The 26049-nt window shown below is 66.2% G+C and carries 28 protein-coding genes, 1 tRNA gene and 1 pseudogene; 16 read left to right on the top strand and 14 right to left on the bottom strand.

What is annotated here, in order from left to right; all coding sequences use genetic code 11:
* Positions 1-81: 81 nt before the first annotated feature.
* Positions 82-444, top strand: coding sequence for a CZB domain-containing protein (locus MZV50_RS03810; protein WP_252633093.1), 363 nt, complete (start codon positions 82-84; stop codon positions 442-444).
* 20 nt (positions 445-464) lie between these two features.
* Here MZV50_RS03810 and MZV50_RS03805 read toward each other — a convergent pair whose 3' ends face one another.
* From MZV50_RS03805 to MZV50_RS03795, 3 genes are all read right to left on the bottom strand, one after another.
* A complete protein-coding gene (locus MZV50_RS03805; RefSeq protein WP_252633092.1) occupies positions 465-701 on the bottom strand; it encodes a hypothetical protein in 237 nt (78 codons plus the stop codon).
* A 69-nt stretch (positions 702-770) separates the two neighbouring features.
* Entirely contained in the window at positions 771-1034 is a 264-nt protein-coding gene (locus MZV50_RS03800; protein ID WP_252633091.1) for a hypothetical protein, read from the bottom strand.
* Positions 1035-1046: 12 nt separating this feature from the next.
* Positions 1047-1490, bottom strand: a complete 444-nt coding sequence (locus tag MZV50_RS03795) for an Hsp20 family protein (protein ID WP_252633090.1) — start codon at positions 1488-1490, stop codon at positions 1047-1049.
* Positions 1491-2187: 697 nt separating this feature from the next.
* Between MZV50_RS03795 and MZV50_RS03790 the strand changes: the two genes are divergently transcribed.
* Together MZV50_RS03790 and MZV50_RS03785 are read left to right on the top strand one after the other, a co-directional pair.
* Positions 2188-3678, top strand: a complete 1491-nt coding sequence (locus MZV50_RS03790; RefSeq protein ID WP_252633089.1) for an alpha/beta fold hydrolase — start codon at positions 2188-2190, stop codon at positions 3676-3678.
* An 81-nt stretch (positions 3679-3759) separates the two neighbouring features.
* On the top strand, positions 3760-4122 hold the full coding sequence (locus MZV50_RS03785; RefSeq protein WP_354668944.1) for a glutathione binding-like protein: 363 nt from the start codon (positions 3760-3762) through the stop codon (positions 4120-4122).
* 246 nt (positions 4123-4368) lie between these two features.
* Here MZV50_RS03785 and MZV50_RS03780 read toward each other — a convergent pair whose 3' ends face one another.
* Entirely contained in the window at positions 4369-5286 is a 918-nt protein-coding gene (locus MZV50_RS03780) for a LysR family transcriptional regulator (RefSeq protein ID WP_252633088.1), read from the bottom strand.
* A gap of 179 nt (positions 5287-5465) precedes the next feature.
* Between MZV50_RS03780 and MZV50_RS03775 the strand changes: the two genes are divergently transcribed.
* Entirely contained in the window at positions 5466-6200 is a 735-nt protein-coding gene (locus MZV50_RS03775; protein WP_252633087.1) for an SDR family NAD(P)-dependent oxidoreductase, read from the top strand.
* Between the two features lie 52 nt (positions 6201-6252).
* Positions 6253-6852, top strand: coding sequence for an NADPH-dependent F420 reductase (locus tag MZV50_RS03770; protein ID WP_252633086.1), 600 nt, complete (start codon positions 6253-6255; stop codon positions 6850-6852).
* Positions 6853-7092: 240 nt separating this feature from the next.
* Here MZV50_RS03770 and MZV50_RS03765 read toward each other — a convergent pair whose 3' ends face one another.
* Entirely contained in the window at positions 7093-9327 is a 2235-nt protein-coding gene (locus tag MZV50_RS03765; protein ID WP_252633084.1) for a CocE/NonD family hydrolase, read from the bottom strand.
* 102 nt (positions 9328-9429) lie between these two features.
* Positions 9430-10227, bottom strand: a complete 798-nt coding sequence (locus MZV50_RS03760; protein WP_252633083.1) for a LytTR family DNA-binding domain-containing protein — start codon at positions 10225-10227, stop codon at positions 9430-9432.
* Positions 10228-10724: 497 nt separating this feature from the next.
* Here MZV50_RS03760 and MZV50_RS03755 point away from each other — a divergent pair, with 497 nt between their 5' ends.
* Together MZV50_RS03755 and MZV50_RS03750 are read left to right on the top strand one after the other, a co-directional pair.
* Complete coding sequence (locus MZV50_RS03755) at positions 10725-11183, top strand: VOC family protein (protein ID WP_252633081.1); 459 nt, start codon at positions 10725-10727, stop codon at positions 11181-11183.
* Between the two features lie 277 nt (positions 11184-11460).
* Positions 11461-11829, top strand: a complete 369-nt coding sequence (locus MZV50_RS03750; protein ID WP_252633080.1) for an XRE family transcriptional regulator — start codon at positions 11461-11463, stop codon at positions 11827-11829.
* A 12-nt stretch (positions 11830-11841) separates the two neighbouring features.
* Here the strand turns inward: MZV50_RS03750 and MZV50_RS03745 are convergent, their stop codons facing one another.
* Together MZV50_RS03745 and MZV50_RS03740 are read right to left on the bottom strand one after the other, a co-directional pair.
* Positions 11842-12216 carry a transcriptional regulator domain-containing protein gene (locus tag MZV50_RS03745; RefSeq protein ID WP_252633079.1) on the bottom strand — a complete coding sequence of 125 codons (375 nt, stop codon included), beginning with the start codon at positions 12214-12216 and terminating at the stop codon, positions 11842-11844.
* A 33-nt stretch (positions 12217-12249) separates the two neighbouring features.
* On the bottom strand, positions 12250-12537 hold the full coding sequence (locus MZV50_RS03740) for a hypothetical protein (RefSeq protein ID WP_252633078.1): 288 nt from the start codon (positions 12535-12537) through the stop codon (positions 12250-12252).
* Positions 12538-13327: 790 nt separating this feature from the next.
* Between MZV50_RS03740 and MZV50_RS03735 the strand changes: the two genes are divergently transcribed.
* Positions 13328-13591 carry a DNA -binding domain-containing protein gene (locus MZV50_RS03735; protein ID WP_252633077.1) on the top strand — a complete coding sequence of 88 codons (264 nt, stop codon included), beginning with the start codon at positions 13328-13330 and terminating at the stop codon, positions 13589-13591.
* Between the two features lie 15 nt (positions 13592-13606).
* On the opposite strand, the gene MZV50_RS03730 is transcribed toward MZV50_RS03735, so the two are convergent.
* The 3 genes from MZV50_RS03730 to cpdR all read right to left on the bottom strand — a co-directional run bounded on the left by MZV50_RS03730 (position 13607) and on the right by cpdR (position 15265).
* Positions 13607-14503, bottom strand: coding sequence for a 3'-5' exonuclease (locus MZV50_RS03730; protein ID WP_252635169.1), 897 nt, complete (start codon positions 14501-14503; stop codon positions 13607-13609).
* A 229-nt stretch (positions 14504-14732) separates the two neighbouring features.
* Positions 14733-14807: transfer RNA gene (locus tag MZV50_RS03725), tRNA-Val, on the bottom strand.
* Between the two features lie 101 nt (positions 14808-14908).
* On the bottom strand, positions 14909-15265 hold the full coding sequence (gene cpdR, locus MZV50_RS03720) for a cell cycle two-component system response regulator CpdR (protein WP_010918630.1): 357 nt from the start codon (positions 15263-15265) through the stop codon (positions 14909-14911).
* Between the two features lie 203 nt (positions 15266-15468).
* Between cpdR and MZV50_RS03715 the strand changes: the two genes are divergently transcribed.
* Entirely contained in the window at positions 15469-16395 is a 927-nt protein-coding gene (locus MZV50_RS03715; RefSeq protein ID WP_252633076.1) for an N-formylglutamate amidohydrolase, read from the top strand.
* Between the two features lie 12 nt (positions 16396-16407).
* Here MZV50_RS03715 and MZV50_RS26455 read toward each other — a convergent pair whose 3' ends face one another.
* Positions 16408-16539: a hypothetical protein gene (locus MZV50_RS26455; RefSeq protein WP_289781899.1), complete on the bottom strand. Its 132-nt coding sequence runs from the start codon at positions 16537-16539 to the stop codon at positions 16408-16410.
* A 250-nt stretch (positions 16540-16789) separates the two neighbouring features.
* Here MZV50_RS26455 and MZV50_RS03710 point away from each other — a divergent pair, with 250 nt between their 5' ends.
* Together MZV50_RS03710 and MZV50_RS03705 are read left to right on the top strand one after the other, a co-directional pair.
* Complete coding sequence (locus tag MZV50_RS03710; protein ID WP_252633074.1) at positions 16790-17209, top strand: DUF5991 domain-containing protein; 420 nt, start codon at positions 16790-16792, stop codon at positions 17207-17209.
* Positions 17209-17802 carry a thermonuclease family protein gene (locus MZV50_RS03705; protein WP_252633073.1) on the top strand — a complete coding sequence of 198 codons (594 nt, stop codon included), beginning with the start codon at positions 17209-17211 and terminating at the stop codon, positions 17800-17802. Before MZV50_RS03710 ends, MZV50_RS03705 begins: the two co-directional genes overlap by 1 nt.
* Here MZV50_RS03705 and MZV50_RS03700 read toward each other — a convergent pair.
* Entirely contained in the window at positions 17799-18719 is a 921-nt protein-coding gene (locus MZV50_RS03700; protein WP_252633072.1) for a LysR family transcriptional regulator, read from the bottom strand. The genes MZV50_RS03705 and MZV50_RS03700 overlap by 4 nt on opposite strands.
* A gap of 87 nt (positions 18720-18806) precedes the next feature.
* Between MZV50_RS03700 and MZV50_RS03695 the strand changes: the two genes are divergently transcribed.
* Positions 18807-19532 (top strand): SDR family oxidoreductase, encoded by a 726-nt coding sequence (locus tag MZV50_RS03695; protein ID WP_252633071.1) that lies wholly within the window; start codon positions 18807-18809, stop codon positions 19530-19532.
* Between the two features lie 537 nt (positions 19533-20069).
* Positions 20070-21905, top strand: coding sequence for a translational GTPase TypA (gene typA / locus MZV50_RS03690; protein WP_252633070.1), 1836 nt, complete (start codon positions 20070-20072; stop codon positions 21903-21905).
* Positions 21906-22147: 242 nt separating this feature from the next.
* Here typA and MZV50_RS03685 read toward each other — a convergent pair whose 3' ends face one another.
* Complete coding sequence (locus tag MZV50_RS03685) at positions 22148-22516, bottom strand: VOC family protein (RefSeq protein ID WP_252633069.1); 369 nt, start codon at positions 22514-22516, stop codon at positions 22148-22150.
* A 73-nt stretch (positions 22517-22589) separates the two neighbouring features.
* Between MZV50_RS03685 and MZV50_RS03680 the strand changes: the two genes are divergently transcribed.
* From MZV50_RS03680 to MZV50_RS03670, 3 genes and pseudogenes are all read left to right on the top strand, one after another.
* Positions 22590-23195, top strand: coding sequence for a TetR/AcrR family transcriptional regulator (locus MZV50_RS03680; protein WP_252633068.1), 606 nt, complete (start codon positions 22590-22592; stop codon positions 23193-23195).
* Between the two features lie 245 nt (positions 23196-23440).
* On the top strand, positions 23441-25888 hold the full coding sequence (locus MZV50_RS03675; RefSeq protein ID WP_252633067.1) for a putative bifunctional diguanylate cyclase/phosphodiesterase: 2448 nt from the start codon (positions 23441-23443) through the stop codon (positions 25886-25888).
* Between the two features lie 3 nt (positions 25889-25891).
* A pseudogene (locus MZV50_RS03670) lies at positions 25892-26026 on the top strand (hypothetical protein); the annotation flags it as partial.
* Positions 26027-26049: the final 23 nt, after the last annotated feature.

Here is a 26049-nt window from a genome sequence, read left to right as displayed (position 1 = left end):
GGAAAGGTCGTCCCTGAAAACCAGCCGGAAACCATCCTGCGCGAAAAGGCGGCCCATTGGATTAAGCCGAGAGGTTTGGTCATGGATTTCCAGGAACAAGCACACCAACACGCCCAGATTCGCGAAGCGCTCATCGCGGCGATCGCCAAGCGCCATCCGTTCGACTCCGCCGCCCTGCCCTCTGATCGACTTTGCCCTACAGGCTGTTGGTTGCATGGCGAGGGCGCCAGGCGTTGGGCGGGCAACCACGCTTTCCTGGGCTTGCTCGAGGCCCATCGCTCATTCCACCAGCATGCTAGCCTGGTCGCAGACCTGATCAGCCGCGGGCAATGGGCCGAAGCACAAAGGGCGTTTCGCACCGGATCGCCCTTCACCCTGGCGCACGCTGATCTGAACGCGGCGCTACGCCGGATGCGGGCGGCGGCCGCGACCCTCGCCGCATAGACCAGGCTAGGCGCGCTGCGTTAGGGGGCGTCCGGCCGGCCCGCGTAGGGTGGGAAGAGGAACCGTCCGGCGCGCGCGCCGTTGCGCAGGCGTATTTCCAGGACGACCGGCTCGCCCGCCTCGGCCAAGCGGTGAGCAAGGTCACGCGCGGCCTGTTCGGCGCGGGCCCCCGTCGTAAAGTCCAGAGGACTGTCGCTGAAGTCGCCACGAACGATCCAGCCGTCGCCAGACGGCTCGACAAAGACAAAGCAAGGCATGGTCATCAACTTCGAACTAAGCACGGAGCGATGGCGGCCGGCTCTCCGCTGGCCGGCCACCTGCCCAACTCAAGAGAACGTGTCGCGGTCCAGGCGCCTCAGCGCGGAAAGAACCTCGCTGAGCGGCACCGGCGCTGGCGTCCCCAAGAGCCATCTCTGACTGGGCCGGTGCTCTACCGCACTGGCGTCCGAGGCCCAGGCGGCCAGGATCTCACGCTTTTCGGCAAGGTCGAGATCCTGATCCTTGATAACTTCCAAGGGATGGAGGAAGCCGACGGCCGGCCGCACGGGCCATGGGCGCGCCCGATCGGCTGAAGAGGAGTCCGTGCGCATGGCGAACCTCCCTTAGGCAGCTTTGCGGACCTTGGCGCGCTCAAGCTCCAGCGCTTGCTGGGTCGCGCCCAAGCTAATTGGAATTTGCCTTGGCTTCAAAGCCTCCGGCACCTCGCGCGCGAGATCGATCGCCAGGACGCCATGGGCATGGCGGGCTTCCTTGACGACGACATAGTCGGCCAGCTCGAACCGACGTTCGAAGGCGCGCTGGGCCAGACCCTGGTGCAGGAACGTTCGAGCGCCCTGCCCTTCGTTCGCCACTCTGCGCCCTGTGATCACCAAGAGGTTGGGCTCGACGACAATCTCCAGGTCCGTCGGCGCGAAACCGGCGACCGCCAGCGAGATGCGGTAGGCGTCCTCGCCAGTCTTTTCGATATCGTAGGGCGGATAGCCGGCGCTTGCTTCGGTGCGCAGCGCCGTTTCGACAAGGTCGACCATGCGATCGACGCCGATCATCGAACTATAGAGCGGGGTGAAATCAAACGCGGTGCTCATTTCCATCTCCTCGCAAGCAAGTTGGATATGAGGGGCGCTGAGACGAGCGCTAGGCGCCCCACCGCCAGACCCTGTCGGCGCCTGGCAAGCACGGGATGAGTTAGGACATCGCCGAAAGGCGTCAAGACGTCCGCGGGCAAAAAATCTGCTCGTCCGTGGGCTCGCCGCCCCAGCCTTGGACGCGTGCCTCGTAGCAGGCCCGCAAATGGATTCACCGCGCCCAGCTCGCCGCCGAGCTGACGCTCGTTCCTGGCGCCGGCTGCCGAGCGGAGAGCGCGCGCCGCAAGCGCTGGCGGCAGAGGAATGAAAACGGCATCCGACCATCGCGACAAGGGTTGCCAGGCCCAAGACCCGGCGAAGTCTGCGCTCGGCGCCAGGATGCGCGACGTCATTGTTCGAATGGCCGAGACCTGGGATGACCTTGCTGCGGAGCATGAGCGCCAGGTTCTCGAACAAGAGGCAGGTTCGCTTGGCTAATGAACGTCAACAGCTGTCGCTCGTTCGCCCGCAGAAAGGCGACGTCTTGGGCGACACCCTCGCCGGGGCGAGCCCATCGGACGGATCGGCTCTTCGCCTTGCATCCAGACAGCTCGATCCGATTGACAGGGAACGACTTCGAAGGCCCCTTCCCGTGCCGAGCCAGGGAAGCGTTCCAGACATGATCAAGCGACTCGCCACTCTTCTGGCCCTCGCCATCGCCGTTCCAGCCGCCGCCGAAGATCGTCGCATCGTCGTCGAGACTGGCGTGGCCGTGGCTAGCGACGGCTCGGCCATGCCCTACGAGATCGGTACGCTCTACGTTCCCGAGAATCGCGCCAAGCCCGGCAGCCGGCGGATCGGCGTGGGCTTCGCGCGCGTGAAGGCCGCTCATCCAAGCGGAGCGCCGCCGATCGTGCTCCTAGCCGGCGGTCCGGGGGTGACAATGCTCGACATCGTCCTGGACCACGACGAGGCGGCCAGCCGCCGGGTCAAGGTCTGGCAGGACTACGCCAAGAACGCGGACCTGATCGTCATCGAACAGCGCGGCTACACGCTTCGCGGCGACATGATGGTGCTGAAGACTCGCGCCTTGCCGCTGGATCGGCCCAATTCGACCGCCGCGGACACCGCCCTCGTCCGCGACATGGCCCGGCGCGCCCAGGCCGCCTATCCCTTCGCTGATCTCTCAGGCTACAGCATCGGCCAGATCGCGGACGACGTCGCCGATCTGGCCGATGCGCTGGGCTATCCGAAGGTCAGCTTGCTGGCCGCCAGCTTCGGCTCGCAATGGGCGTTCGCGGTGATGAAAGGCCATCCGGGCCTCGTGGCGCGGGCGGTGATCAGCTCCGCCGAGCCGTTGGATTACGGCTATGACCTGCCCTCGCAGGTTTATTCGGTCTATCAGCGGATCGCCTGGGAGGCCGACCACGACGCGGCGCTCGGGCCCTGGCTGCCGCCTGGCGGCCTTCTCGCGGCGATCGAGGCGACACGCGCGCGGCTCGCCAAAGGTCCCGTATCCGTAAATGCAATCGACGAGGCGGGGATCAGCCGTCAGGTCGTGGTCGGCCTCGAGGACTACCAGGCGGCCCTGCTAGACGCGGCCCAGCGCGCGGCGACTTTCCCCCGTTTCGTGCTCGATACCTATCATGGCGGCTACGGCGCCTTGGGACAGTACGCGTTGGCCGACCGCGCCGCCGGCGAACGGTCCCTGATCAATCCCCTGATCAATATCGGCCTGGACATAAGCGCCGAGCGAAAGGCGTTGTTGCGCAGCGATCCCGCCCTGCCTGTCATCGGGGGCTGGAACTTCGAATCCTACCTTCAGACCAAGGGCGAGTGGCCCACGCCCGACGCCGGCGACGCCTTCCGTCGGCCGGTGCGCGATTTGACGCCGATCCTTTTCGTCCAAGGCGACTGGGATCCGTCCACGCCCCTGGAGAACACCCTGGCCATGCTGCCCTGGTTTCCCAACGCCCGGATGATGATCTTGCACCGGGCGCAGCACGGCGGCGCCTTCCAGTGGCTGCGCACCCGCCCGGACCTGGCCGAAAAGGTTCATGACTTCCTGCGAACCGGCGCCGTCGACGATCTACCTACCCAGGCCGAACTCGCGCCGGTGGTTTTCGCCAGCCCCCTGGTTGCGCCGGTGGACGTCGCAGACCGTCCCTGACGCGGCTCAAGCACTACGGATTAGAGCCCATCGCTGAAGGAGCCGTGGGTGTTCTATGTCGCGCCAATAGCAGGCGTCGGCATGCCGCCAGGAATTGGATGTTCAGCACTCATGCTGAGAAGGTGCACACCCACTCGACGGACTAGGTCGTTCGCTCGATGCAAATTCCGTCGCATTCGCCCGCAATGGTTAAGCCGGCAGCAGGCCCGCCACGCGATAGCCGTCGATGAGGGCGGCGTTTTACGAAAGCGGCAGTTTGTCGCCGGGGACGCTTTCTCAATGGCCGACATTACGGTCATCGGCGGCCTGATCTTCGCAGAACTCGTAGAGTTGCCCGTGCCCAGTGACTGCGAGGCGCTGCTAGCCTGGCATCAAAGGATGCAAGAGCGGCCCAGCGTGCGAAACCGGGTCACAATGTCCGATCCAGCGCATGTCTCCGCATGAAGAAGCGCCGTCACGCAACACCCTAGAATGGGAGGAGAGGCTCGGCGCGAACTGAGCCTCGCTTCTCGGTCTTTGCCAGAGCTCCAAGTCATTCGCGAGCGGTAAACGCGCCAGGAGCGGAAGTCACCTGGGTTCCAGAAACCAGACTTCCAGCGTGGCGCCGTGGCGCGACCGAAGATAATTGAACGACACGACCAGCGCTCGATGCCTCATCCGCCGCCAGTTTCGCTGGCGACCTGCAGCGTTTCAGTCGCCCGATGCGGACAGCCCCATGAGCAGCGGTGCATAGCCGGCGAGCTTGAGGGACACGAAGTCGATGAACAGCCGCACACGCTTGGTCTTCCGCGTCTCGCCCTGGGTGAGGACCCAGATCGCGCCGTTCAGGCGCGGCTCGACGCCCGGCGCCCGCGCCAGCAAGCGGTCGGCGTCGCCGACGAAGCACGGCAGCCTTGTCATCCCGATGCCCTGCCGTGCGGCGGCGACCTGCGCCTCGGCGTCCGGAGCCCTGAATGGCGCCCCGGTCGCGCGGATTTCGCCAGCGCTGGCCCAGTCGGGAACGCCGCGGTCGTTGATGACGATAGGCCGGACGATCCCTTCTGCACCCGAACGCCACCGGCTGAGCAGATCACGCGAGAGGTAGACGCCGCCAGCCACCTGAGGCCCGGCCATACCATGGAGATTCAGCGGCAAGGTCTTGCGATCGACGACGAAACGGATCGCCACGTCGGCCTCACGATTGGTCAGGTTCGCGACGTCGCCGGTCGAGAGGATCTCGATCTCGATGTCTGGATGCAGCCGGGCGAATTCAGTCAGGTCCGGCATGAGAAGGTGGGTCGCCAGGAAGGGCGGCAGCGTGACCCGCAAGAGCCCGCGCGCGCTCTGGTCTCGGCCTAGGACACGCGTCTCCAACTGGTGAGACGATGCTTCCATCTGCTCGGCGAACTCGAGCACCTCCTCGCCCGCCGTGGTGAGGCGATAGCCTGTTGGACGCTTCTCGAAGATCTCCACCCCAAGGCGTTGCTCCAGCTGAGCAATGCGCCTGAGCACGGTCGCATGGTTCACGCCCAGGCGCTCGGCCGCGGCCCTGACCGATCCGCCACGGCCGACGGCCAGGAAGTATCGAATATCATCCCAGCCCAACGCGCTCATGGTGCGATTCTGCACCTACTGCTCAAAATCTCCAAGGCACTCTGGAATCGGCCCGAAAAGAAGCGCGGCCTCATGGATCGTTTTCGCACCACTGATATGCATCGTTCGGTACTGAACGCCAAATGCCGGGAGGCCTACTTCGGGGCTGTTGGATCGTCCCAAGACGATCAACCACAGCCTGAAGGAACAAGGTCATGGGTAAGCTTGAAGGTAAGGTCGCGGTCGTCACCGGTGGAACGAGCGGCATGGCGTTGGCCAGCGCCAAGCGCTTCGTCGAGGAAGGGGCCTATGTGTTCGTCACCGGCCGGCGGCAGGCGGCGCTGGACGAGGCGGTGAAAGCGATCGGCCGGAACGTCACGGGCGTGCGTGGCGACGCGGCCAATCTCGACGACCTCGACCGCCTGTTCGCAACGGTCAAGCGCGAGAAGGGCAAGATCGACGTCCTCTACGCAAGCGCCGGCATGGGCGAAGCTGTCGCGCTGGGCGAGATCACCGAGCAGCACTTCGACACGACCTTCGGCCTGAATACGCGCGGGACCCTGTTCACGGTGCAGAAGGCCTTGCCGCTCTTCAACGACGGCGGGTCGATCTTCATGACCGGGTCGGTGGCCTCGATCAAAGGCTTCCCCGGCTACAGCGTCTACGCAGCCAGCAAGGCGGCCCTGCACGCCTTCGCGCGCGGGTGGCTCAACGAGCTGAAGGGCCGCAACATCCGGGTGAACGTACTGCATCCAGGCCCGATCGCCACGCCGATGCAAGACCAGGTTCTTACCCCCGAGGCCAAGCAGATGTTTGAGTCGCTGATCCCGCGGGGAACGATGGGCCGTCCCGAGGAGATCGCGGCCGCCGCGCTGTTCCTGGCCTCGGACGACTCGAGCTTCGTGAACGGCGTGGAACTGGCGGTCGACGGCGGCTTCTCGGCCATCTGAATGCGCGCCGGATTGCTCCGAGCGGCTGCCCCCAAATTACAGGAGAAACATCATGCGCTATGCGATTATAGGCTTTGGCAAGATCGGCCAGGCCCTTGCCCACGCCTTCGCGCGCCGGAACATGGAGGTGGCCGTCGCCAGCCGCCACACGCCCGACGCCCTGGCGCCTCAGGCCAGGGCGATCGGCCCGACCATCCTCGCCAAGTCCCTGCAAGAGGCGCTCGAAGCCGACACCATCTTCCTGGCCGTCCGCTCCGAGTCCCACCCCGAACTCGCCAAGGTCCTGCCGAGCTGGGAAGGTAAGACTCTCGTCGACGTGACTAACTCGCAGGCGCCCCTCGACGAGATGGACGGCCTGCTGTCGTCGGCGTTCGTCGCCAAGCTCTATGCTGGCGCCAAGGTCGTGAAAGGGTTCAACCACCTGGGCGCCACCGCCCTGGCGACGGATCCCGCCGTCCCGGGCGGTCACCGCGTGGTCTTCCTGGCGAGCGACGACGAGGACGCCGTCGCGCCCGTAGCGGCCCTGGCCAAGCAGCTCGGCTTCGCTCCCATCAATCTGGGGCGGTTCGACGAAGGCGGCGCGCTGGTCCACGCCCGAGGGCCTGCCTGGGGTCCGCTTATCTTCCAGAACGTGTTCAAGAAAGACCAGTAGCGGAAATTGCAGGAGGGTGTCTCCGACGCCCTCCTGCCATCCCCTTTTCGGTCCGCAGTTTAGCGAAAGTGTATGCCAGACCGTCCACGCCCAGTACGCGCCACAAGCGAACATTGGCGTGCCTCCAGCAAGGCGACATCCAGCCCGCTAGGCACAAGGATAAGATCGCCCCGACAAACAACCATTATGTCTGCTACAGGACCGGCGGCCGCCCTCCGATCTCGCCGTCGGCCGCTGGCGTTATCGGACCGCAAGATCAAAATAGCTCCCCAACCGCCAGCGGATTTCGATGGGCCTGCCCGCATCGGCGATGGACTCGTCGCTGACCGCTCGTCCCGTGCCGTAGTTGATCTGGGTGTCTGGGCGTTTGGGAATTGCGATGACCGCCAAGATGCGGCTTCCCGGTGCCAGCAGACGGGCCGTGACGGTCTGGCTCGTAAAGGCGAGCATTTGCTGTTGCCCAGGACGAAGAAGCTGGCGGCGGCTTCGGTCCGCCATGTAGCTCGCTCGACCGAGATAGGACGCCAGCGGCAGCATGGTCCCGTCCGCCCGTCGCTCGTAAAAATCGACGGACAAATCAAAGTCGCGCTTGTTCGTCACGATCCGAAACCGCGCTTTAAACAAGCCGTCGACCTCGGTCGGCTTGGTGAGCGGCGCGGTCGCGAACACCAGCGCGTTGTTCCTGTCCACGCCGTCCGCCGACGGAGCGGCGTCGACATCGCTACGGTCCGCAAGATCGACGTGCAGTTCTGGCTCTGGCCCGGAGACCGGAGCGGTCTTGCTGAAAAGCAGGCGCGCGCCCTCCCGTTGGCCCGTCAGGTAGAGGCGTAACGGCTTGTTGGCCATCGAGGCCAAGCTGGACGCGTGCCGCCATCGATTGGCGCCCATCACCTGGAAATTGATCCGATCGCGCAGAACGTCGGGCATTGGCGCGCCGTGGAAAACATGATCGAACCACTTCAGGCGGACGTCCTGCAGATCAATCTTTGCGGCTTGGTCGACCTCATAACCACGCACCGTGGGAAGCACGCCAGTCTGCATCGCGGTGTGATGATACGGGCCGACCAGCAGGCGATGCTCCGCCGAAGGGCGGTAGCGATAGTGCTGCTCCAGATAATACAGCGCCCCGACCATGCCGCCGTCATAGTACCCGGTCTGCACGAAGACAGGGATGTCGACCTTCGCGAACTCCTCCCCGAACGGGATCAGGCTCTGCCAGTAGGCGTCATAGTCTGGATGTTCCAGCCACCGGTCGAAGATCGGGTTCGGCGCCCCGTCGATCCGGTCGAGATCGCGATAAGGCCGGCCGCGCACATACCAGTTGCGTTCGAGCGCCGCCCAGCGCGCGCTGTCGCCATAAGTTTTGTCGTCCAGGCCCTTGGTGTTGGTCGTGTAGAACGGCCAAGGATACATGAACGTCTGGAACACATTGCCTTGCATCGGCGCGTCGATGCCTGGCGCGTTGCTGGCGTTGGTCGCGATCGCCTTCAGGGCGGCCGGACGGTGTTTGACGGCCGCCCATTGGGTTGAGGCGTTGTAGCTGCCACTGAACATTCCGACACGCCCGTCGCTCCAAGGCTGGCGCGCCAGCCATTCGATCACCGTCGCCGCATCGGCGCCGTCGTGCTCGTAGGGCACGGCGGGCCCCGGGCTGGCGCCCTTGCCACGCGTATAGGCCACGACGCCGGCATAACCGTGGGCGGCCATCTTGACTGCGTCGGCAAAGCTCCAGTCGTCCCTGGCGTAGATGGTGAAGTTCAGCAGCGCGACCCGCTTGGCGGTCGCGGGTTCGCGCGGTCGAACGATCATCGCCGCGATCCGCGCGCCGTCTGGCGTCTGGACCAGAACGCGGTCGTCGACGACGAAGCGCCGCTCCGCGTCGGCGCGGATCAGCGGGGCGGAGGCAGGCCAAAGAGCGGTCCAGGCAAGGACCGCTTGACGGGCCGCGATCACATCCGCCGCCGACGCGCAGTCACGCAAGACAGTATCAGCGCAAGCCTTCGCCGCGACAGCATACTGATCGCGCACCCGTTCCAAGTCGCCGCGATAGTCTGGAAGCACCTCGGCCATCTGCGTGTCTGACAAAGCGCCGAAGATTTCGCCGAAACCTGTTTTCAACGCCGCGTCGGCCCCCATGCCACGCGCCTCATGACGTTTTGCACGGACATAGATGCGCCAAGGGACGAGCCCGCTCGCCTGTCGGGGTTGATCGGGCCGGTAAATCGCCTGCAACCGGTCGATGCTGCTCTCGGCGGCTTCGTAAAGGCCGGCGGCGATCTGCAGCCGATAGAGGCGCTTCATGTCGTCCGGCGTGGTCGCCGCGCTGTAGCGCGCGAGAAGCGCTTCGGCGACCGACGCTTCAGCCTCAACCTTGGTGTCGACAGGGGCGGTCGAAGCGCTGGCGGCCGGTAGAGTGGCGGCAAGAGACAGCGCCGCGCACAACACCGCAGCCTGGCGAAGAGAGCGTATGTTCAAAGTGATTTTCCCCGTTCGCCTACAGGCTAGCGAAACGGAAAACCGGCCGACCAGAAATCGGCCAACTGACACCAGAGGCGGCCGAACGGTCTCTGAAGGCCGCTAAATAACCCGCGCGCGCAGGAGCCGCGCCCCAGCTCGGCTCGACTGGATAGCCTGGCCATTGGCCATATGCAGCAGCATCCGGCCGCCGCCGGCGGGTTCCGCACGCTCGATCAGATCGACATTGACGATCGAGGAGCGATGCACGCGCACGAATACAGCGGCGTCGAGAGACTTTTCAAATTCGGCCAGAGTCATGCGAACGAGATGGTTGCGATCGAGCGTTGCGACATCAGAATAGTCGTCGGCGCCAGTGATGCAGACCACGCGGCTCACGTCCACCGGGAGGATGTCCTCGCCGCTACGGATGAAATGACGTGACGCCCGAGGTCTGCGTGGGCGTTCCAGATCCGGAAGACCTGCGGGGAGTGTGACCTCCCCTTCACCGGCTGCAGACTTGGCGTTCGCAACAGGCCGCCAGGCCTGAAGATAGGACAAGGCGGCGATGGCGGCATAGGTCGTCGCGTTCTCCAGCAACTGCCAGGCGCTTCCCTTCCCAAAGGGCTTCACTTCGAAGGTGAAGGGGGAGGCCCCGCTCGTCATGCCCAGCAGGATGATGAGAACCCAGAAGGACAAAACCGAAAACGCCATGCACAGAACGGCATGGCCTAGGGTTTGGCGGATCGCGCTGCGACCGACGAGCTTCTCGATGATGAAGCGCCGCACCAAGCCGCCAAAGAGGATGACGGGGACGGTGTTGGCGATGCCACCCACAATCGCGGCGCCGAGATCGGTATCGTCACGCGCGACGAAGATTGTCGCCGTATAGGCGCAGCCGATGACAGCGACCGCGAGCATGTCGAAGGCGCGTGTTCCCAACGCTAACCCAGAACGCGCGGAGGGCGAGCTTGGCGCATCCACAATGACAGTCCCCTCACGATACTCTTCGGGACGGAATAGGTAGCCGAAATCCGTGTGCGCTTTCTATGCGCCCGACCGTCGCCAGCGCCCTTGTTGGACATCATTGCTGCCGGTCTCTCGGTTCTCGCGCCGCGAGCCACTCAGCCGACACACGACAGGCCTGCGACACAAAGCCTCTGATATGGCGATGTCCGCTGGTCGCCCGGGAGCCGAAGGCGTGCCTTGCGCCCTCGCGGCTGTGCCGAGGACAGCTTCCCCGGCGGCGCTGCGCCGTGAACCGACGTTGGCGCACCTCCAGGAACCGGACATTGGTCGCGGGCCGGAGCCGCAGACGTCGGCCCAGCAGGACCGTGCCGATCACTAAAGAATTTGACAGCAGATTCGCTCGTCCGCGCCGATGATCTCCCCCGCGCCGTCACCAAGGAGCTGTCGAAATGACGAAGAGCAATTTGCTGCGAATGGACAACGTCGGCATCGTGGTTGAATCCCTCGACGACGCCGTTGCGTTCTTCACGGAGCTCGGCCTGACGCTTGAGGGGCGTGGGAATATCGAAGGCGAGTGGGCCGGACGCGTCACTGGCCTTGGTGATCAGAGCGTCGAGGTCGCCATGATGGTCACGCCAGACGGCCATAGCCGCCTCGAGCTATCGCGCTTTCTCCGGCCGTCGGTCGTCGCCGACCACCGAAACGCCCCGGTTAACGCCCTCGGCTATCTGCGGGCCATGTTCGCGGTGAGCGACATCGACGAAACCCTCGGCCGCCTCCGCAAGCACGGGGCACAGGTCGTCGACGAAGTCGTTCAGTACGAGAACGCTTACCGGCTCTGCTACATCCGCGGCCCCGAGGGCATTCTTATCGGACTCGCCGAACCTCTCGGTCGCGGCGGCCAATAACGCTCAGGCAGGGGCGCGCCAGAAGTAACCACATCCTTTTAGACTCTTTCAAAAATCTCGCCCACTCATAATGCAACCCTAGGAAGCGCCACTGCCATGGCGCAACAGCCTGCTAACGCCGCGCGATAGTCGCTTTCACTCATTCGGTTCAGTAACGAGTCTTGTCGTGGTCAAAAGTTCATCCGGTGATCTGGAGCGCCAACGCCAGCTCCTCTCGACGATCGTAAAGACGATCCGCAGCCAGCGGCGCCTCAGCGCTCACGACGTCGCCGCCGGCATGGGCATGAAGGCGCGCAGCTACTACGGCTTCGAAGCGGGCGAGGGTCCGCTCAGCATCGCCAGGATCTGGCGCTTCGCAGCGACGACCGATAGCGATCCGGTCGGCATCATGGACGGCCTGATGCTCGGCTCACCTGAGTATGCGCTGCGGGCGATGGACAACAAAGTCTCCTCGATCCTGCTGGGCTCGTATCGACGGTTCAACGCGCGGGTCGGCGACCGCCTCACCACGATCGGCCAGCCGATCCTGATCGAGGCTTTCCAGCGCCAGTTCGACGCCTTGGAAGACCATCTGGAAAGGCGGGACAACAGCGCAGAGCGATGGCTCGCGGAAAACCTGCCCAGGGTTCTCCCGCAAGAGGACTAGAGCGGCCACGCCCTATGGCCCATCCGCCTCGGCGATAGACAAACGCCAGACGCTCGCATCGACCTCGGTCTGATCAGGATCGACCGCAACAGCTAGCCCCCAATGCTCGCCGATCATGTCGGCTTCGCCAGCCCTAACCCGGGCATAGTCAGCGCGATAGGCCGGGTTGCGCCGCAGAAACTCCCAGGCCAGGCGTGTTGCGCCGCTGCGATCAGATCCAAGTTCCAACCGAAGAGCACGGCGGAACGAAGACAATATCGGATCAGCTACGCGGGACTTCACCATGGCGCTATTGAGCGCCAGGTCATCCCATGGACGTACTCTATATTTTTCGCGCAATGGACGTCTTTTGAAAAAGTCGCGCGCCTCCTTCACCTGCGCAGACATTCCGCACACACCAACGGCTTTTCCGCAGGGCTGTCATGCAAGGGCGGATAAAATCTGCGGGAAAGTCGAACATTGCCAAGCTAGGGCGAGAAAAATCCCGCTCCGCATCGTGGTGCCTACACCCCGACGCCAAGTCACCGAACGCCAGATCTCAGCAATCGGCGCGACCCGATAATCAGGCGCGGCGGACAGGCCTAGCAAGCCGCCATAGCTTCTCGATAGATGATCAGCCGTGCGCAGCAGACGCAGGACCCGCATGCGCATGTAGTCGGAGGAGCCATTCCAATCCTTCCGCACCCGTTCGTCGCCGAAAAGCAGCATGGCGATGTCACGCTGACTGGCGCCAGACCGCCGTGCGTCATGAGCCGCAGGCTTTCGAGCCATCGCAAGGCCTTGGCCGATCGTCGTGTCGCAGGCGACGGCAGACGCCCAACCTCACTCAGGGCGAGCAGAGACCGAAGCCCTTCCAGAGCAGCCGCGACCGGGTGTGGCGGAAGACGCCAACGAAGCCTCACCGCTCCAGCAAGCACGTCGCCATCAGCCACGATCAACCGCAGACGCTTCGCGCCATCACAGATCAAGACGTGCTGCTGGCCGTCCGCGGTTCGCACGACTATGGCCGGTAGCGACAGGCCCTGGAGATCGAATAGGCCTGGCTCACCAGCTTGGGCCGCCATGGCGTCTACGAGGAGAGCGGACGGGTCTTCGCGCCACAGGACGGCGGGCAGATCGTCGCCCGCGGGTCCCGCGCCGACGAAACACAGTCCCGGCAAGTCCTGCGCCCGCGCGCGCGCAGGCGCCTCCGACGCCATCGGTCCGCGGCGACCAAACTCCCAGGCCCAGATCGCCGCGTCGGCCTGCAACAGCGGTCGATAGGATTCAGCCCGCCTCCAATCGAGCGCAGGCCCTAGCTCATCGCTCATGGCGGCTCTCGCCGCCCCCTCAGCGGCAAAACTGTCCACCAATCGCAGGACCCTGTCGACTCGACCAAGTCGCGCGACCAACCTCGTCAGACGCCCTCCCCAGGGTCTAAGGTCGGTCGAGCCACCGGCCTCGCCGGCGCTCAAGCCGACGCACTGAGGACGTCTTGCAAACTGAACTTGAACCAGAAGTGGCGGATGAAGTCCCGGCGAGCGACAAGCTCACCGACTACGACATTGGCCACATGACGACCTATCTGCGGCTTCTCGACGCCGAGCAGGACAATGCCGACTGGCGCGAAGCCACGCGCCTGGTCCTGGGGCGAGATCCCGGTGAGGACGAAGCCGGGGCGCGCCGGTGCTGGGAGAGTCACATGCAGCGCGCGCGCTGGATGACCGAGATGGGCTATAGACTCTTGCTTGAGGCCAGGGATGGCCTGAAGCGCGACCGCTAGCCGACGCTCAGTGGGTCAGCACCGCTGCGAGAACCGGTCGTAGGCGTCGATACGCCGAGCCAGCAGATCGATGTCTCCGCCATAGATCTCCTGACGCAAGAAGGTGAGCTCGGCGTCCTTGTCGGCGTCGGCGACATCGACATACCAGCAGCGCGACGGCAAGACGTCGTCGCCATTCCAGCGATATCCACGCGCCTTCAACCGGTCCTTCATGGCGAAGGGTGAGTTCTCGGCCCAGATCCGCCAGGTCGGAATTCTCGCCCGCTCCAGCAATGCGGCCAGCGCGGGTCCGCCGCGCCGGGGCAGATCGGCGGCCAAGAGTTCGATCGCCGCTGCGCAATCATTCACCGCCCGATGGCGGTCGTAGAAGAAGCCGGCTCCGGCCGCGAGCCAGGCGAGCTTGACCCCCTCGTGTCCCTCTGCCGCCCAATCGATCTGGCTCATCGAGCACGCCCAAGGCTTGGTGCGGAAGACTTCGCAGAAGCGCTCGAGGAAGCGCCGATCGAAAGCGGCGTTGTGCGCGATGACGAGCGCCGCCGGCATGGCGACGGCGGCGACGGCGGCCACGTCGATCGTCTTGCCCGCGACCATGGCGTCGTCGATGCCCGTGAGCGCGGTGATCTCCGCCGAGATGGGTCCGGCGGGCTGACGCAAGCCTTGGAAGGCCTCGCCGACCTCATAGATCCGCCCGTCCGTCCCGTAGCGGAACGGGATCATCGCCAACTCGATAATCTCGTCTGAGCGCCAGTCGAGACCGGTCGTCTCGACATCGACGAAGAGGCCGATGCGGGTGACGACCCCATCTGGAATGGGAACAGGCGGTCGCGGCGCGAGGCGGCGCAGCACACGGTATTGACCGCTCGCCTGTAGCGCCGCCGCCATCGCCTCGAGATCCACAGAGTCCTCAGCCATGGACCTGGGCATACCACTCTCGGCGATTCCGCTCTCGTCTTGGTCGCTCAGGACAGGAATGCCTCTCGAACCTGGCGGAAGGGCGGTTCAGGAGCGTGTTTGCGCCCAGCCGCGCAAGGACGTTCCCGGCCTATTCTGGGGGGACTCTGGGGGGAAGGCTTCTCAAAGCGCACGAAACGGCGCCGCGCGGATGCCATAGAACGCTTTGATATTAAAGGAAAAATAGGGATGGTGGACGCGACAGGGATTGAACCTGTGACCCCTACGATGTCAACGTAGTGCTCTCCCGCTGAGCTACGCGTCCGCCGAAGCGATCCGGGGCGTCTTCGTGAAGACGTCCCGGCCGGGAAGGTGTGGGGGTATAGCGGCGGCTTTTCCGGTAGGCAAGCCGCCCGACAAAGTTTTTTAGGCGGCCATCATCTTTTCCACCTCGGCGACCAGGTCGCGCAGGTGGACGGGCTTGGACAGCACCTTAGCGCCGGCCGGGGCGCGGTCCTGGGCCGAGAGAGCGACGGCGGCGAAGCCGGTGATGAACATGATGCGCAGGGACGGATCGCGGGCGGCGGCCTGGCGGGCCACCTCGATGCCGTCCATGCCGGGCATGACGATGTCGGTCAGCAGCAGGTCCCAGGGGTGATCCAGGTGCTGGACGGCTTCCTCGCCATCGGCGCAGGCCTGGACTTCGAAGCCGGCGCGTTCCAGGGCGCGGGCCAGGAAGCCGCGGAGGGAATCATCGTCTTCGGCGAGGAGGATGCGGGCCATGAGGTCACGTGTCCGGAAGCAAATAAGGCGTCGATCGAAGGGCCACCTTAGCGCGTCGTCCGTAAATCGGGGATGAACCTAAGTGTCGCGCCCCCCCATCGGGCTGTGGGCGGCCGCGCGGGACTGTGGACGGATTGGCCGGAAAGTCGCCGACGATGCTTTGGGATTTGACCCTGGGCGGCCCGCCTTCGATGATGCGAGGCATGAGCGCTTGGCGGCCCCTGCAGACCGAAGCCACGGCGACCGAGGCGCTGGAGACGTTCGGCGGCCCGGCGTTCGAGGTGTCGCGCGCCGCGCCGGCCGGAGCGCCGCCGCCGACGGCCCTGGTCTTCGCCTCGCCCCATTCCGGCGACGTCTATCCCGAGGACATGACCTCGGCCGCCCGCCTGCCGGTCGCCACCCTGCGGGCCTCCGAGGACGCCTTCGTCGACCGCATCGTCGCCGGGACGCCGGCCCTGGGCGCGGCGCTGATCCGCGCCCGCTTCGCCCGCGCCTATGTCGACCTGAACCGCGAGCCGTGGGAGCTGGACCCGGCGATGTTCGAGGGCGACCTGCCGGAATACGCGCGCGGCCGCACGGCCCGGGTGGCGGCCGGGCTGGGCACGATCCCGCGCATCGCCGGCGAGGGCCGGCCGATCTACGCCCGCAAGCTGACCTTCCCCGAGGCCCAGGCCCGGGTGGAGCTGGCCCACCGCCCCTATCACGACGCCCTGGACCGTCAGCTGGCGGCGGCGCGGGCCGCGCACGGGGCGGCGATCCTGATCGACTGGCACTCGATGCCGGCGGCGGCGGCGCGCGGCCAGCGGGCCAAGGGCGGCGGCCCCTGCGACATCGTGCTGGGCGACCGCTTCGGCGCGGCCTGCTCGCCCAAGCTGACCGCCCTGGTCGAGCGGACGCTGGAGGCCCTGGACTACCGCGTCGTCCGCAACGCCCCCTATGCCGGCGGCTACACCACCGAACACTATGGCCGCCCCGCCAAGCGCACCCACGCCCTGCAGATCGAGATCAACCGCGCGCTCTATATGAACGAGACCACGCGCGAGCCGACCGAAGGCCTGGCGCGGCTGACGGCCGACGCCGAGGCGCTGACCCGGGCGCTGGCTGGGCTGGACCTGGCGGAGCTGCGGTAGCCCCGTCCTTCCCTACCCCTCGGCCGCGAACCGGGCCGACAGGGGCGCGCCGCACAGCGTTTCACCGTCGACCTTGTCGCGGAGTTCAGTCAGCAGCTGGGCGGCGAACTTGGCGCTGGCTCCGCCGTGCGGATTGCCGGCCACCGGGCCATCATCTCACGGGCGGCCTCGTACTCCTTGGCCTGGATGAACAACCGCGCGGCGGTCATGCGGATCAGCGACGCCTGGGGCGCGATCGTCGCGACGCTCACTCGACGCAAGTTCACGTTCTAAGTCCCCACCCGCAATTTAACGTTGAACCTGCCGCAGCCCGGAGCATACGACAAGGGGATGCCGATGGGAGCCCGAAGACCTAACCTGGCGTTGAGGAGTCCTCCGTCACCGGGAGTCGTCCATGTCGCCCCTGCTGCTAGCCGCCGCCCTGGCCCTGGCTTCACCGCCGTCGACCGCCGCCTGGGACGGGGTCTACGCCTACACCTATGACGGCGGCCGCACGGCCGGCGGTTCGCCGATCCTGGTCACCTGGCGACTGACCCTGAAGGACGGCGCCTGCCTGTTCCATGCCGAGGGCTTCCAGACTCTGGAGACCTTCGACTGCACGGCCACGCCGTCGGCCGAGGGCCTCGATGTCCGCTTCCTGCGCTATCCGCCGCCGGCCGCCGGGACGCGGTTCGGCGTCCAGGGCTACAAGCCCGGCGCGGCGCTGTTCACGCTTTCGCGCTCGAACGGTCGCTTGCTGACCCGCTGGACCGGCTTCGTCCCCGACGAGGGCGCGACGCGAACGCCCGCCCCGTTCTTCGAGAAGGTCCGCTGATGCGCGCGTCCAGGCTGGTCCTGGCGGTGCTGGTCGTAGCCGGCGTGATCGCCGCCGGCGTCTTCGCCTACGAGGTCGCCCGGCCACGGGTGCATCCGATCAAGCAGGCCGACGAACGCAAGTACGCACTGGGGGCGCAGCCGCCCGCCGACCCGTCCGATCCCCGCGCCGACCTGTTCGGCCCGGCCAAGGCGGTCGACGGCGACACCCTGCTGGTCCAGGGCGTCGAGGCCGACCTCTGGACGATCGACGCGCCGGAGCTGGGCCAGACCTGCGAGGACGCGGACGGCCGTCCCTGGGCCTGCGGCGAGGCCGCCCGCGCCCATCTGCAGACGCTGATCGGCGACCACCGCGTGGCCTGCCGTCCCGAAGGCCCGCCGACGGCGGACGGCCGCTGGCTGGGCCTGTGCTACGTCGCCGAGGCCCCCTGCCAGGGCGACACGGGTCCGTGCGAGTCGGACCTGGCCTCGCTGAACCTGGCGATGGTCGAGAATGGCTGGGCCGTCGACCAGGAAGGCCAGTACGCGGACTCCGAGGACAGCGCCCAGGCGCGCAAGGCGGGTCTGTGGGCCGGCCGCTTCCAGCGCCCCTAGCCGGCCATGGCCCGCTCGCGCGCGATGAGATCGACGAAGGCGCGCAGAGGCGCGGGCACGAAGCGATTGGGATAGTAGAGCCACGGCCCTTCGAACCGCGTCCACCAATCGGGCAGGACGGGCGCGAGGTCTCCCGTCTCGAAATGCGGCGCGAGCCAGTTTTCGAAACAGCCGATGATCCCATGTCCCTGGCGCGCGAAGTCGATCGCGGCCGGGACGGCGTCGACACCGACGATCAGGCGCCCCGGAGGCGCGACCGTGATCGCCTCGTCGCCGCGCTCGAAGTCCCAGGGCACGAGCGCGCCGCTCGAGAATCGCAGACGAATGCAATCGTGGGCGAGCAGATCGCTCGGATGGGCGGGGACGGGGCGCGTCTCGAAATAGCGCGGCGCGGCGCCGAGGGCGAAGCTCTGGACACGCGGTCCGATCGGCACGGCGATCATGTCCTGCGCCAGATGTTCGCCATACCGGACCCCCGCGTCGCAACCGGCGGCGACGATGTCGACCAGCTGGTCTTCGACCACGATCTCCACCCGGGCCTGGGGGTGGACCCGCAGGAAGCGGTCGATGATCGGGGGCAGGATGTCCACCATGACGGCGCCCGTCACGTTCAGCCGCAGCAGGCCGCGCACCTCGCGCTGGGAACTGGCCGCGTCCTGCACCGCGGCGCGGGTCTCGTTGAACAGCGGGCGGAGCCGGTCGGCCAGGGCGCGGCCGGCTTCCGTCGGCATCAGGCTGCGCGTCGTGCGCACCAGCAGCGGCGCCCCCAGGCGCGCTTCCAGCTGGGTGATCTTTTCGCTGACCGTCGAGGGGGACAGCCCCAGCCGCGTGGCGGCGGCGCGGAAACCGTTGGCCTCGATGACCGCCACGAAAAGCGCGAGATCGTCGAGCGACGGCTGACCATCATTGTTCGGCATGGCGATCAGTATGGTCGGATTTGAGGCCGTTATCAAAGGCGCCAGCGCGACGTTCAATGCGCCCTATCCTCAATGAAGGCTTCGAACATGACGGGCAAAACGGTTCTGATCACCGGCGGGAACAAGAGCATCGGCTTTGAGACGGCGCGGCAATTGGGTCGGTCGGGCTATCGCATCTGGCTGGGTTGCCGCGACGCCGCCCGAGGCCAGGCCGCGGTCTCGCAACTGCTCGCGGAGGGCCTGGACGTGCGGCTGCTCGAGATCGACGTCACGCGCGACGACAGCGTCCGCGCCGCCGCCGAGACGGTTCGCGCGGCGGACGGCAAGCTGGACGTGCTGATCAACAACGCCGGCGTCCTCGGCGCGACGCCCGAGGCGGCGCATGAGCAGTCCGTCGACGACATTCGCGCCATCTACGAGACCAATGTCCTGGGCCCCATCCGCGTCACCCAAGCCTTCCGGCCGCTGCTCAAGGCGGCGGGTCGATCCAATGTCGTGATGGTCAGCAGCGGGCTGGGATCGCTGGGGTGGCTGTCCGACCCGCACAATCAGTTCTATGGCGTCAACGCCCTAGGCTACAACAGCTCCAAGTCGGCCCTGAACGCCGTCACCGTCTCGATGGCCAAGTCGCTGGCCGCCGACGGCATCGCGGTCAACGCCGCCGATCCGGGCTACACCGCCACCGACTTCAACGGCCACACGGGCTATCGCACGGTGGAACAGGCGGCGGCCGGCGTCGCCTGGCTGGCCAGCCAGGACGCGTCCGGCCCGACCGGCGGGTTCTACTTCGAGCAGGAAACGGTTCCCTGGTGATCGCTGCGGCCAGGTCCTGGATGGCCCTGGCCACCCCGCCAGTCCGTGGTCGGAACCCCCGAAGGCTCGCTGACGTTGCTTCCCGACCGCTTGGGCCAAAAAAAAGCCCGGCGAAACCGCCGGGCCAGTTCATTAGGGAGGAAACGCCCAGGAAGGGCAGAAGCGGCAGCGCCGCCTCACAGGATTGTTTATAGGGTGCGGCGCAAAATTAGGCAAGCAAAAAAGTGGACGGCAATGTCGATTTTTTCGAGGGGAATTGATGCAACCCGTTGCCCCACAAGGGTTACGTAACGACGCTATTTGAAATAGCCTATATTTTAGGCATGCTGCACTGCACAATTTGTTGCGTTTGAAACCGTCTCTTTCGAGAACACCGCGCAAAGCCTGTTCCGGCAAGGCTTTCTGAATGACACCGGTTTCCTGCGACAAGGGTTTCATAGGGGTGGGGGTGGATAAATCCAGCGCAGTCGCGTAAAAGCCGCGCGCCTGACGCTTGACTCGTCATCTCCTATTCCTCCCGAAAGTCCGTCCGTTCCCATGTCCATGCGAAATATCGCCATCATCGCGCACGTCGATCATGGCAAGACCACCCTCGTCGATCAGCTGCTGGCCCAGTCCGGCGTGTTCCGCGCCAACGAAGCCACGACCGAACGGGCGATGGACTCCAACGACCAGGAGCGTGAGCGCGGCATCACCATCCTGGCCAAGTGCACCAGCGTGCTGTGGAACGGTGAAGCGGGCGAGACCCGCATCAACATCATCGACACCCCCGGCCACGCCGACTTCGGCGGCGAGGTCGAGCGGATCCTGGGCATGGTGGACGGCTGCGTCCTGCTGATCGACGCCGAGGAAGGCGTCATGCCGCAGACCAAGTTCGTGCTGACCAAGGCGCTGAAGATGGGCCTGCGCCCGATCCTCTGCATCAACAAGGTCGACCGCGCCCACGCCGATCCGGACCGCGTCCACAACGCCGCCTTCGACCTGTTCGCCGCCATCGGCGCCACGGACGAGCAGCTGGACTTCCCGCACATCTACGCCTCGGGCCGTTCGGGCTGGGCCACGCTGGACATGAACGTGCCCAGCGACAACCTCGGCCCGTTGTTCGACCTGATCGTCCGCCACGTGCCGGAACCCAAGCAGATCGCCAAGAAGGATGAGCCGTTCCAGATGCTGAACGTGCTGATCGAAAGCGATCCGTTCCTGGGCCGCCTGCTGACCGGCCGCATCGAGAGCGGCAAGGCCGTCCCCGGCATGGCCATCCACGCCCTGGACCGTGACGGCAAGGAAATCGAGCGCGGCCGCATCACCAAGGTGCTGGCCTTCCGCGGCCTGAAGCGCCAGCCGATCGACGAGGGCGCCGAGGCCGGCGACATCGTCGCCATCGCGGGCATGTCCAAGGCGACCGTGGCCGACACCCTGTGCGCCATGGACGTCACCACCGCCCTGCCGGCCCAGCCGATCGACCCGCCGACCATCTCGATGACCGTCTCGGTCAACGACAGCCCGCTGGCCGGCCGCGAAGGCGACAAGGTCCAGTCGCGCGTCATCCGCGACCGCCTGCTGAAGGAAGCCGAGAGCAACGTCGCCATCAAGGTGACCGAGAGCAAGGAAGGCGACGCCTACGAAGTCTCGGGCCGTGGCGAACTGCAGCTGGGCGTGCTGATCGAGAACATGCGCCGCGAAGGCTTCGAGGTCTCGATCTCGCGTCCGCGCGTCGTGTTCCAGGCCGATCCGGAAACCGGCAAGCGCCTGGAGCCGATGGAAGACGTCATGATCGACGTCGACGACGAGTTCTCGGGCATCGTCATCGAGAAGCTCTCGCTGCGTAAGGCCGAGCTGCGGGACATGGGTCCGTCGGGCGCGGGCAAGACCCGCATCCAGCTGACCGCCCCGTCGCGCTCGCTGATCGGCTATCAGGGCGAGTTCCTGACCGACACGCGCGGTTCGGGCGTGCTGAACCGCGTGTTCAGCCACTACGAAGCCTACAAGGGCGCCATCGACCAGCAGCGCAAGGGCGTGCTGATCAGCAACTCGGACGGTGAGACCGCGGCCTACGCGCTGTGGAACCTGGAAGAGCGCGGCGTGATGTTCGTCGGCGCCGGCGAGAAGACGTACCAGGGCATGATCATCGGCGAGAACAGCCGCCAGGATGACATGGACGTCAATCCGATGAAGGCCAAGCAGCTGACCAACGTCCGCGCCTCGGGCAAGGACGAGTCGATCCGCCTGACCCCGCCGCGCAAGATGACCCTGGAACAGGCCATCGCCTACATCGAGGAAGACGAACTGGTCGAGGTCACCCCGAAGAACATCCGCCTGCGCAAGCAGACCCTGAACCCCTCGTTCCGCAAGAAGCGCGTGAAGGAAGACTAGTCTTCCGGGTTCATCCCGAGATGGGGCCGCCGTTCGCAAGAACGGCGGCCTTTTTCGTGGGGGCCCTTGGAAATCCCTCTCTCTAAGAGAGAGGGTTTCGGAATGTCCGCAGTGGGTCGGGAGCGGACGTCAGACTTCGCGCTAGAAGCGGCCAGAGAGCTGGTTGGGAAGGCCGCATTTCAGACTTAGACCTACAGGCGGTCTTCTGCGCGCCCACAATCCTACGCTTCGGATCAGCTGCCTTATGCCCCTGTCGAGAAGACGTTGATGGGATTGCCGTCGGGATCGCAAAGCAGCATCGAACGATTGCCCCACGGCATGTCCTTGGGCTCCTGAAGCCACTGGCGGACGAACGGATCCAGACGCGCGCGCTCGGCATCCACGTCGTCGACGACGAATTCGAGTATGGCCGATCGGTTGGCGCCGCCCGGCCACACCCCGCCATGCATCGCCTCGGCCGCTCGGTTGCTGACGAGGGCCAGGATGGCGCCTCCGGGGCGGAACTCGACGTAGTCGCCCTCGCCCACCGGCTCAGCCCGGAGCAATTGCCGATAGAATGCGGAGAGCTTGGCTACCTCGGTGGTCACGAGCCGGGTATAGGCGAACTTCATGGTGCTAAGCTCCATATGCGCTCGAACGCCTCGCGCGCTATTTAGAAACGATACCGTATCGTAGCGTAATGTTGTGCGCCGCGTCAACGAAGGTGATGTGACAGTGCCCGCCAAGAACGCCGACAAGAGGGTCGAACGGTCGAAAGCAAAGGTGATGGCCGAAACCTACCGACAGCTCTCACGGGCTGGCGTTGGAGGCGTAAGCATTGACGAAATCGCCCGCAATTCGGGGGTCGCCAAAACCACCATCTATCGCCACTGGCCGTCGCGTTCCGCGTTGGTGATCGATGCCTGCTCTAGTTTGGGGAGCAATGTTGAAGCGCCCGACACCGGGGATATTCGCGCCGACCTGATTTCATTGCTCGTGAACCTCGCCGAGCAACTGCAGAACGCGAGCTGGAGTTCGGTCTATCCCTCGATCATTGACGCCGCTGAGCGGGATGCCGAGATCGCAACGATGCAACGTGCGCTGCACGCCGCCTTCATGGCCCCCATCGAGACGGTGGTTGAGCGGGGCAAAGCCAAAGGACAACCCGGACCGGAGCGATCGACAAGCAGTTTGGTAGCGAGCTTGGTAGGGCCGCTGTTTTACCGGCGTTGGTTTTCGAAGGAAAAGATCGACGAACGCTTTGTGGCCGATGTCGTGGACGGAACGATCCCGCTTCGTCCTAAGGTCTGATCGGTTAGGACGTGCGACCGAGGCGCCGGGGCCGCTAGGCCACTACTAAAGGGTCCCTCACAACGTCCGACCAGGGTCGGAAGCCGCCCCACGAGCACCGCCCCTCCGGAACGCCGGCGCCCGCGTACTCATTTCCGGCTCAACGCCCCCTCCGGCCAATACTCCAGCTTAACCACGGGTTTACCCGGGCGGACCAAGGTCCCGGCGGGGGATTTCTCCTGAGTTTGGACCAGAGGGCCCGCGTCGTGCGCAAAGTCGCCAGCACGCTCATTCATCGCGGCCTGTCCGCCCTGTACGCCCGCCTGGTTCCGCACGTGCCCGAGGCCATGGCCGGCCGGGTGCGGATGGAGCAGGTGCAGAGCATCCTGCGCATGACGCCCGTGATGATGGGCGCCAACATCGTCATCGCCGTGCTGGTCGGGGCCGCCGGCCTGGCCAGCCCGCACACGATCGTCCTGACGGTCTGGGCCGCCCTGGTCATCAGCTACGCCTTGCTGGGCCTGCGCGGCTGGTTCGCCGCGCGCCGCCGCAAGGGCGGCAAGAGCACCGTCTCGCAGCACGGGGTCAACCGCGTGGTTCTGCAGGCCGGCCTGCTGGGCTGCCTGTGGGCCATCCTGCCGATCCTGACCATGCCCAGGGAGCAGGGCTTCGCCGGCGCCATGCCGATGCTGGTCGCCTGCGTGATCGCCGGCATGATCGGCTGCGGCGGCTTCGCCCTCCTGACCCTGCCCGCCGCCGCCATCGCCTATTCGACCCCCATGGCCCTGGGCGCCCTTTGGGTGCTGGCCACCAGCGGCGACCCCGTGCTCTACGCCCTGGGAGGCCTGCTGATCTTCTGCCACCTGGTGGTCAGCGTCTCGTGCCTGGCCCACGCCAAGATCTTCGCCGACCGCCTGGTCGCCGCCGAGGAGCTGGAAAAGCAGAAGCAAGTCGTCTCCCTGCTGCTCAGCGACTTCGAGGAAGGCGCCAGCGACTGGCTGTGGGAGGTCGACGCCGCCGGCGCCCTGACCTACGTCTCCGACCGCATGGCCGCCGCGGCCGGCGTCGACAAGGCCGGACTGATCGGCCAGCCGATGTCGGAGCTGTGCGGCGCGGCCGAGACCCCGACGGGGCCGGTCGCTGCCCTCTCGGCCCTGTTCGCCGAGCAGAAGGCCTTCCGCGACGTGACCGTGTCGATCGCGGTGGGCCCGGACGGCGAGACCCGGCAGACCCACTGGTGGTCGCTGTCCGCCAAGCCGGTCCACGACCTGAACGGCGTCTTCACCGGCTTCCGGGGCGTCGGCGCCGACATCACCCAGGCCCGCGAGGACCAGGCCCGCATCTCGCGCCTGGCCCATTACGACGTGCTGACCCAGCTGCCCAATCGCCTGTCGTTCCTGCAGGCGCTCAGCAAGGCCTGGACCGACCACGGCAAGCCCCGGAGTAAGGGCGGGACCGGCGCAGGCTGCGCGGTGCTGTGCCTGGACCTCGACCATTTCAAGGGCGTCAACGACAGCCTGGGCCATCCGATCGGCGACGACCTGCTGATCCAGGCCTCGGCCCGTCTGCGCGACCGCGTCGACGACCTGGTGGGCGACGACGGCCTGGTCTCGCGCCTGGGCGGCGACGAGTTCGCCGTCGTCGTCGCGCCCTCGCCCGGCCACGCAGCCCTCGGCGAGCTGGCCCGCGCCATCGTCTCGGACCTGTCGCTGCCCTACGCGGTGCGCGGCCACCACGTGCTGATCGGCGCCAGCGTCGGCATCGCCGTGGCCCCGTTCGACGCCGACGACCCCGACGGCCTGCTGAAGAACGCCGACCTGGCCCTCTACCGCGCCAAGGGCGACGGCCGGGGCGCCTATCGCTTCTTCGAGACCGCCATGGACATCTGGGCCCAGGAGCGCCGCGCCCTGGAGCTGGACCTGCGCGACGCCCTGGCCAAGGACGAGCTGAAGCTGTTCTTCCAGCCGCTGATCGGCAGCGGCGAGCACGAGGTCACCGGCTTCGAGGCCCTGCTGCGCTGGCAGCACCCGACCCGGGGGCTGGTGGCGCCGGCCGACTTCATCGAATGCGCCGAGCAGTGGGGCCTGATCGGGGCGATCGGCGAATGGGTGCTGTTCGAGGCCTGCCGCACGGCCGCGACCTGGCCCTCGCACCTGTCGGTCGCCGTCAACCTGTCGCCCAACCAGTTCGCCACCGGCGACCTCGTGTCCCAGGTGCGCAAGGCCCTGAAGGTCTCGGGCCTGGCGCCCGAGCGCCTGGAGCTGGAGATCACCGAGGGCCTCCTGCTGCACGACAGCGCCAAGACCCTGAAGCAGCTGGCGGCCCTGAAGGTCCTGGGCGTCAAGATCGCCATGGACGACTTCGGCACGGGCTATTCCAGCCTGGCCTATCTGTGGCGGTTCCCGTTCGACAAGATCAAGATCGACCGCTCGTTCGTGGCCGAGATGCAGGACAACACGGCCATCGCCGACATCCTGCGCACCGTCGCCCTGCTGGGCCAGACCCTGAACCTCAAGGTCACGGCCGAGGGCGTCGAGACCCCGGCCCAGGCCCGCCTGCTGGCCGACATGCGCTGCGACACCTTCCAGGGCTTCCTGTACGGCCGCCCGATGCCGGTCGGCGACATCCCCAGCTTCCTGCTGTCCAACATGGCCCAGCAGATGCGGCGGGGGGATGAGGGGCATGAGGGCGAAGAGGCGGCGGTCGCGGGCTAGGACGCCCCCTCCGTCTCGTCGCGTATCCGCGCCGATCCACCTCCCCCGCACGCGGGGGAGGATGGGACGCTCTTCTCCTCACCCGTGAAACGGTGGAGGTGGCGCGATGCGGAAACGCATCGTGACGGAGGGGGCGCTAAACCGCCGACCATGCTACGCCT

The sequence above is a fragment of the Caulobacter segnis genome (genome assembly GCF_023935105.1).
GTDB classification, from domain to species: Bacteria; Pseudomonadota; Alphaproteobacteria; order Caulobacterales; family Caulobacteraceae; genus Caulobacter; species Caulobacter segnis_B.
The sequence above is the reverse complement of the archived record's forward strand: the minus strand, read 5'-3'. Positions and strand labels throughout refer to the sequence as shown.

What these genes read in the sequence shown, in the direction of transcription:
- cpdR (WP_010918630.1), bottom strand. Translation starts at nt 15,265, where the DNA reads ATGGCCCGCATCCTCCTCGCCGAAGACGATGATTCCCTCCGCGGCTTC.
- MZV50_RS03745 (WP_252633079.1), bottom strand. Translation starts at nt 12,216, where the DNA reads ATGTCTGCGCAGGTGAAGGAGGCGCGCGACTTTTTCAAAAGACGTCCA.
- MZV50_RS03800 (WP_252633091.1), bottom strand. Translation starts at nt 1,034, where the DNA reads ATGCGCACGGACTCCTCTTCAGCCGATCGGGCGCGCCCATGGCCCGTG.
- MZV50_RS03740 (WP_252633078.1), bottom strand. Translation starts at nt 12,537, where the DNA reads ATGCTGCTTTTCGGCGACGAACGGGTGCGGAAGGATTGGAATGGCTCC.
- MZV50_RS03710 (WP_252633074.1), top strand. Translation starts at nt 16,790, where the DNA reads ATGTCGCCCCTGCTGCTAGCCGCCGCCCTGGCCCTGGCTTCACCGCCG.
- MZV50_RS03705 (WP_252633073.1), top strand. Translation starts at nt 17,209, where the DNA reads ATGCGCGCGTCCAGGCTGGTCCTGGCGGTGCTGGTCGTAGCCGGCGTG.
- MZV50_RS03730 (WP_252635169.1), bottom strand. Translation starts at nt 14,503, where the DNA reads ATGGCTGAGGACTCTGTGGATCTCGAGGCGATGGCGGCGGCGCTACAG.
- MZV50_RS03810 (WP_252633093.1), top strand. Translation starts at nt 82, where the DNA reads ATGGATTTCCAGGAACAAGCACACCAACACGCCCAGATTCGCGAAGCG.
- MZV50_RS03795 (WP_252633090.1), bottom strand. Translation starts at nt 1,490, where the DNA reads ATGATCGGCGTCGATCGCATGGTCGACCTTGTCGAAACGGCGCTGCGC.
- MZV50_RS03750 (WP_252633080.1), top strand. Translation starts at nt 11,461, where the DNA reads ATGGGCATGAAGGCGCGCAGCTACTACGGCTTCGAAGCGGGCGAGGGT.
- MZV50_RS03760 (WP_252633083.1), bottom strand. Translation starts at nt 10,227, where the DNA reads ATGCTCGCGGTCGCTGTCATCGGCTGCGCCTATACGGCGACAATCTTC.
- typA (WP_252633070.1), top strand. Translation starts at nt 20,070, where the DNA reads ATGTCCATGCGAAATATCGCCATCATCGCGCACGTCGATCATGGCAAG.
- MZV50_RS03770 (WP_252633086.1), top strand. Translation starts at nt 6,253, where the DNA reads ATGCGCTATGCGATTATAGGCTTTGGCAAGATCGGCCAGGCCCTTGCC.
- MZV50_RS03755 (WP_252633081.1), top strand. Translation starts at nt 10,725, where the DNA reads ATGACGAAGAGCAATTTGCTGCGAATGGACAACGTCGGCATCGTGGTT.
- MZV50_RS03695 (WP_252633071.1), top strand. Translation starts at nt 18,807, where the DNA reads ATGACGGGCAAAACGGTTCTGATCACCGGCGGGAACAAGAGCATCGGC.
- MZV50_RS03790 (WP_252633089.1), top strand. Translation starts at nt 2,188, where the DNA reads ATGATCAAGCGACTCGCCACTCTTCTGGCCCTCGCCATCGCCGTTCCA.
- MZV50_RS03775 (WP_252633087.1), top strand. Translation starts at nt 5,466, where the DNA reads ATGGGTAAGCTTGAAGGTAAGGTCGCGGTCGTCACCGGTGGAACGAGC.
- MZV50_RS03715 (WP_252633076.1), top strand. Translation starts at nt 15,469, where the DNA reads ATGAGCGCTTGGCGGCCCCTGCAGACCGAAGCCACGGCGACCGAGGCG.
- MZV50_RS03685 (WP_252633069.1), bottom strand. Translation starts at nt 22,516, where the DNA reads ATGAAGTTCGCCTATACCCGGCTCGTGACCACCGAGGTAGCCAAGCTC.
- MZV50_RS03785 (WP_354668944.1), top strand. Translation starts at nt 3,760, where the DNA reads ATGCCGCCAGGAATTGGATGTTCAGCACTCATGCTGAGAAGGTGCACA.
- MZV50_RS03700 (WP_252633072.1), bottom strand. Translation starts at nt 18,719, where the DNA reads ATGCCGAACAATGATGGTCAGCCGTCGCTCGACGATCTCGCGCTTTTC.
- MZV50_RS03805 (WP_252633092.1), bottom strand. Translation starts at nt 701, where the DNA reads ATGCCTTGCTTTGTCTTTGTCGAGCCGTCTGGCGACGGCTGGATCGTT.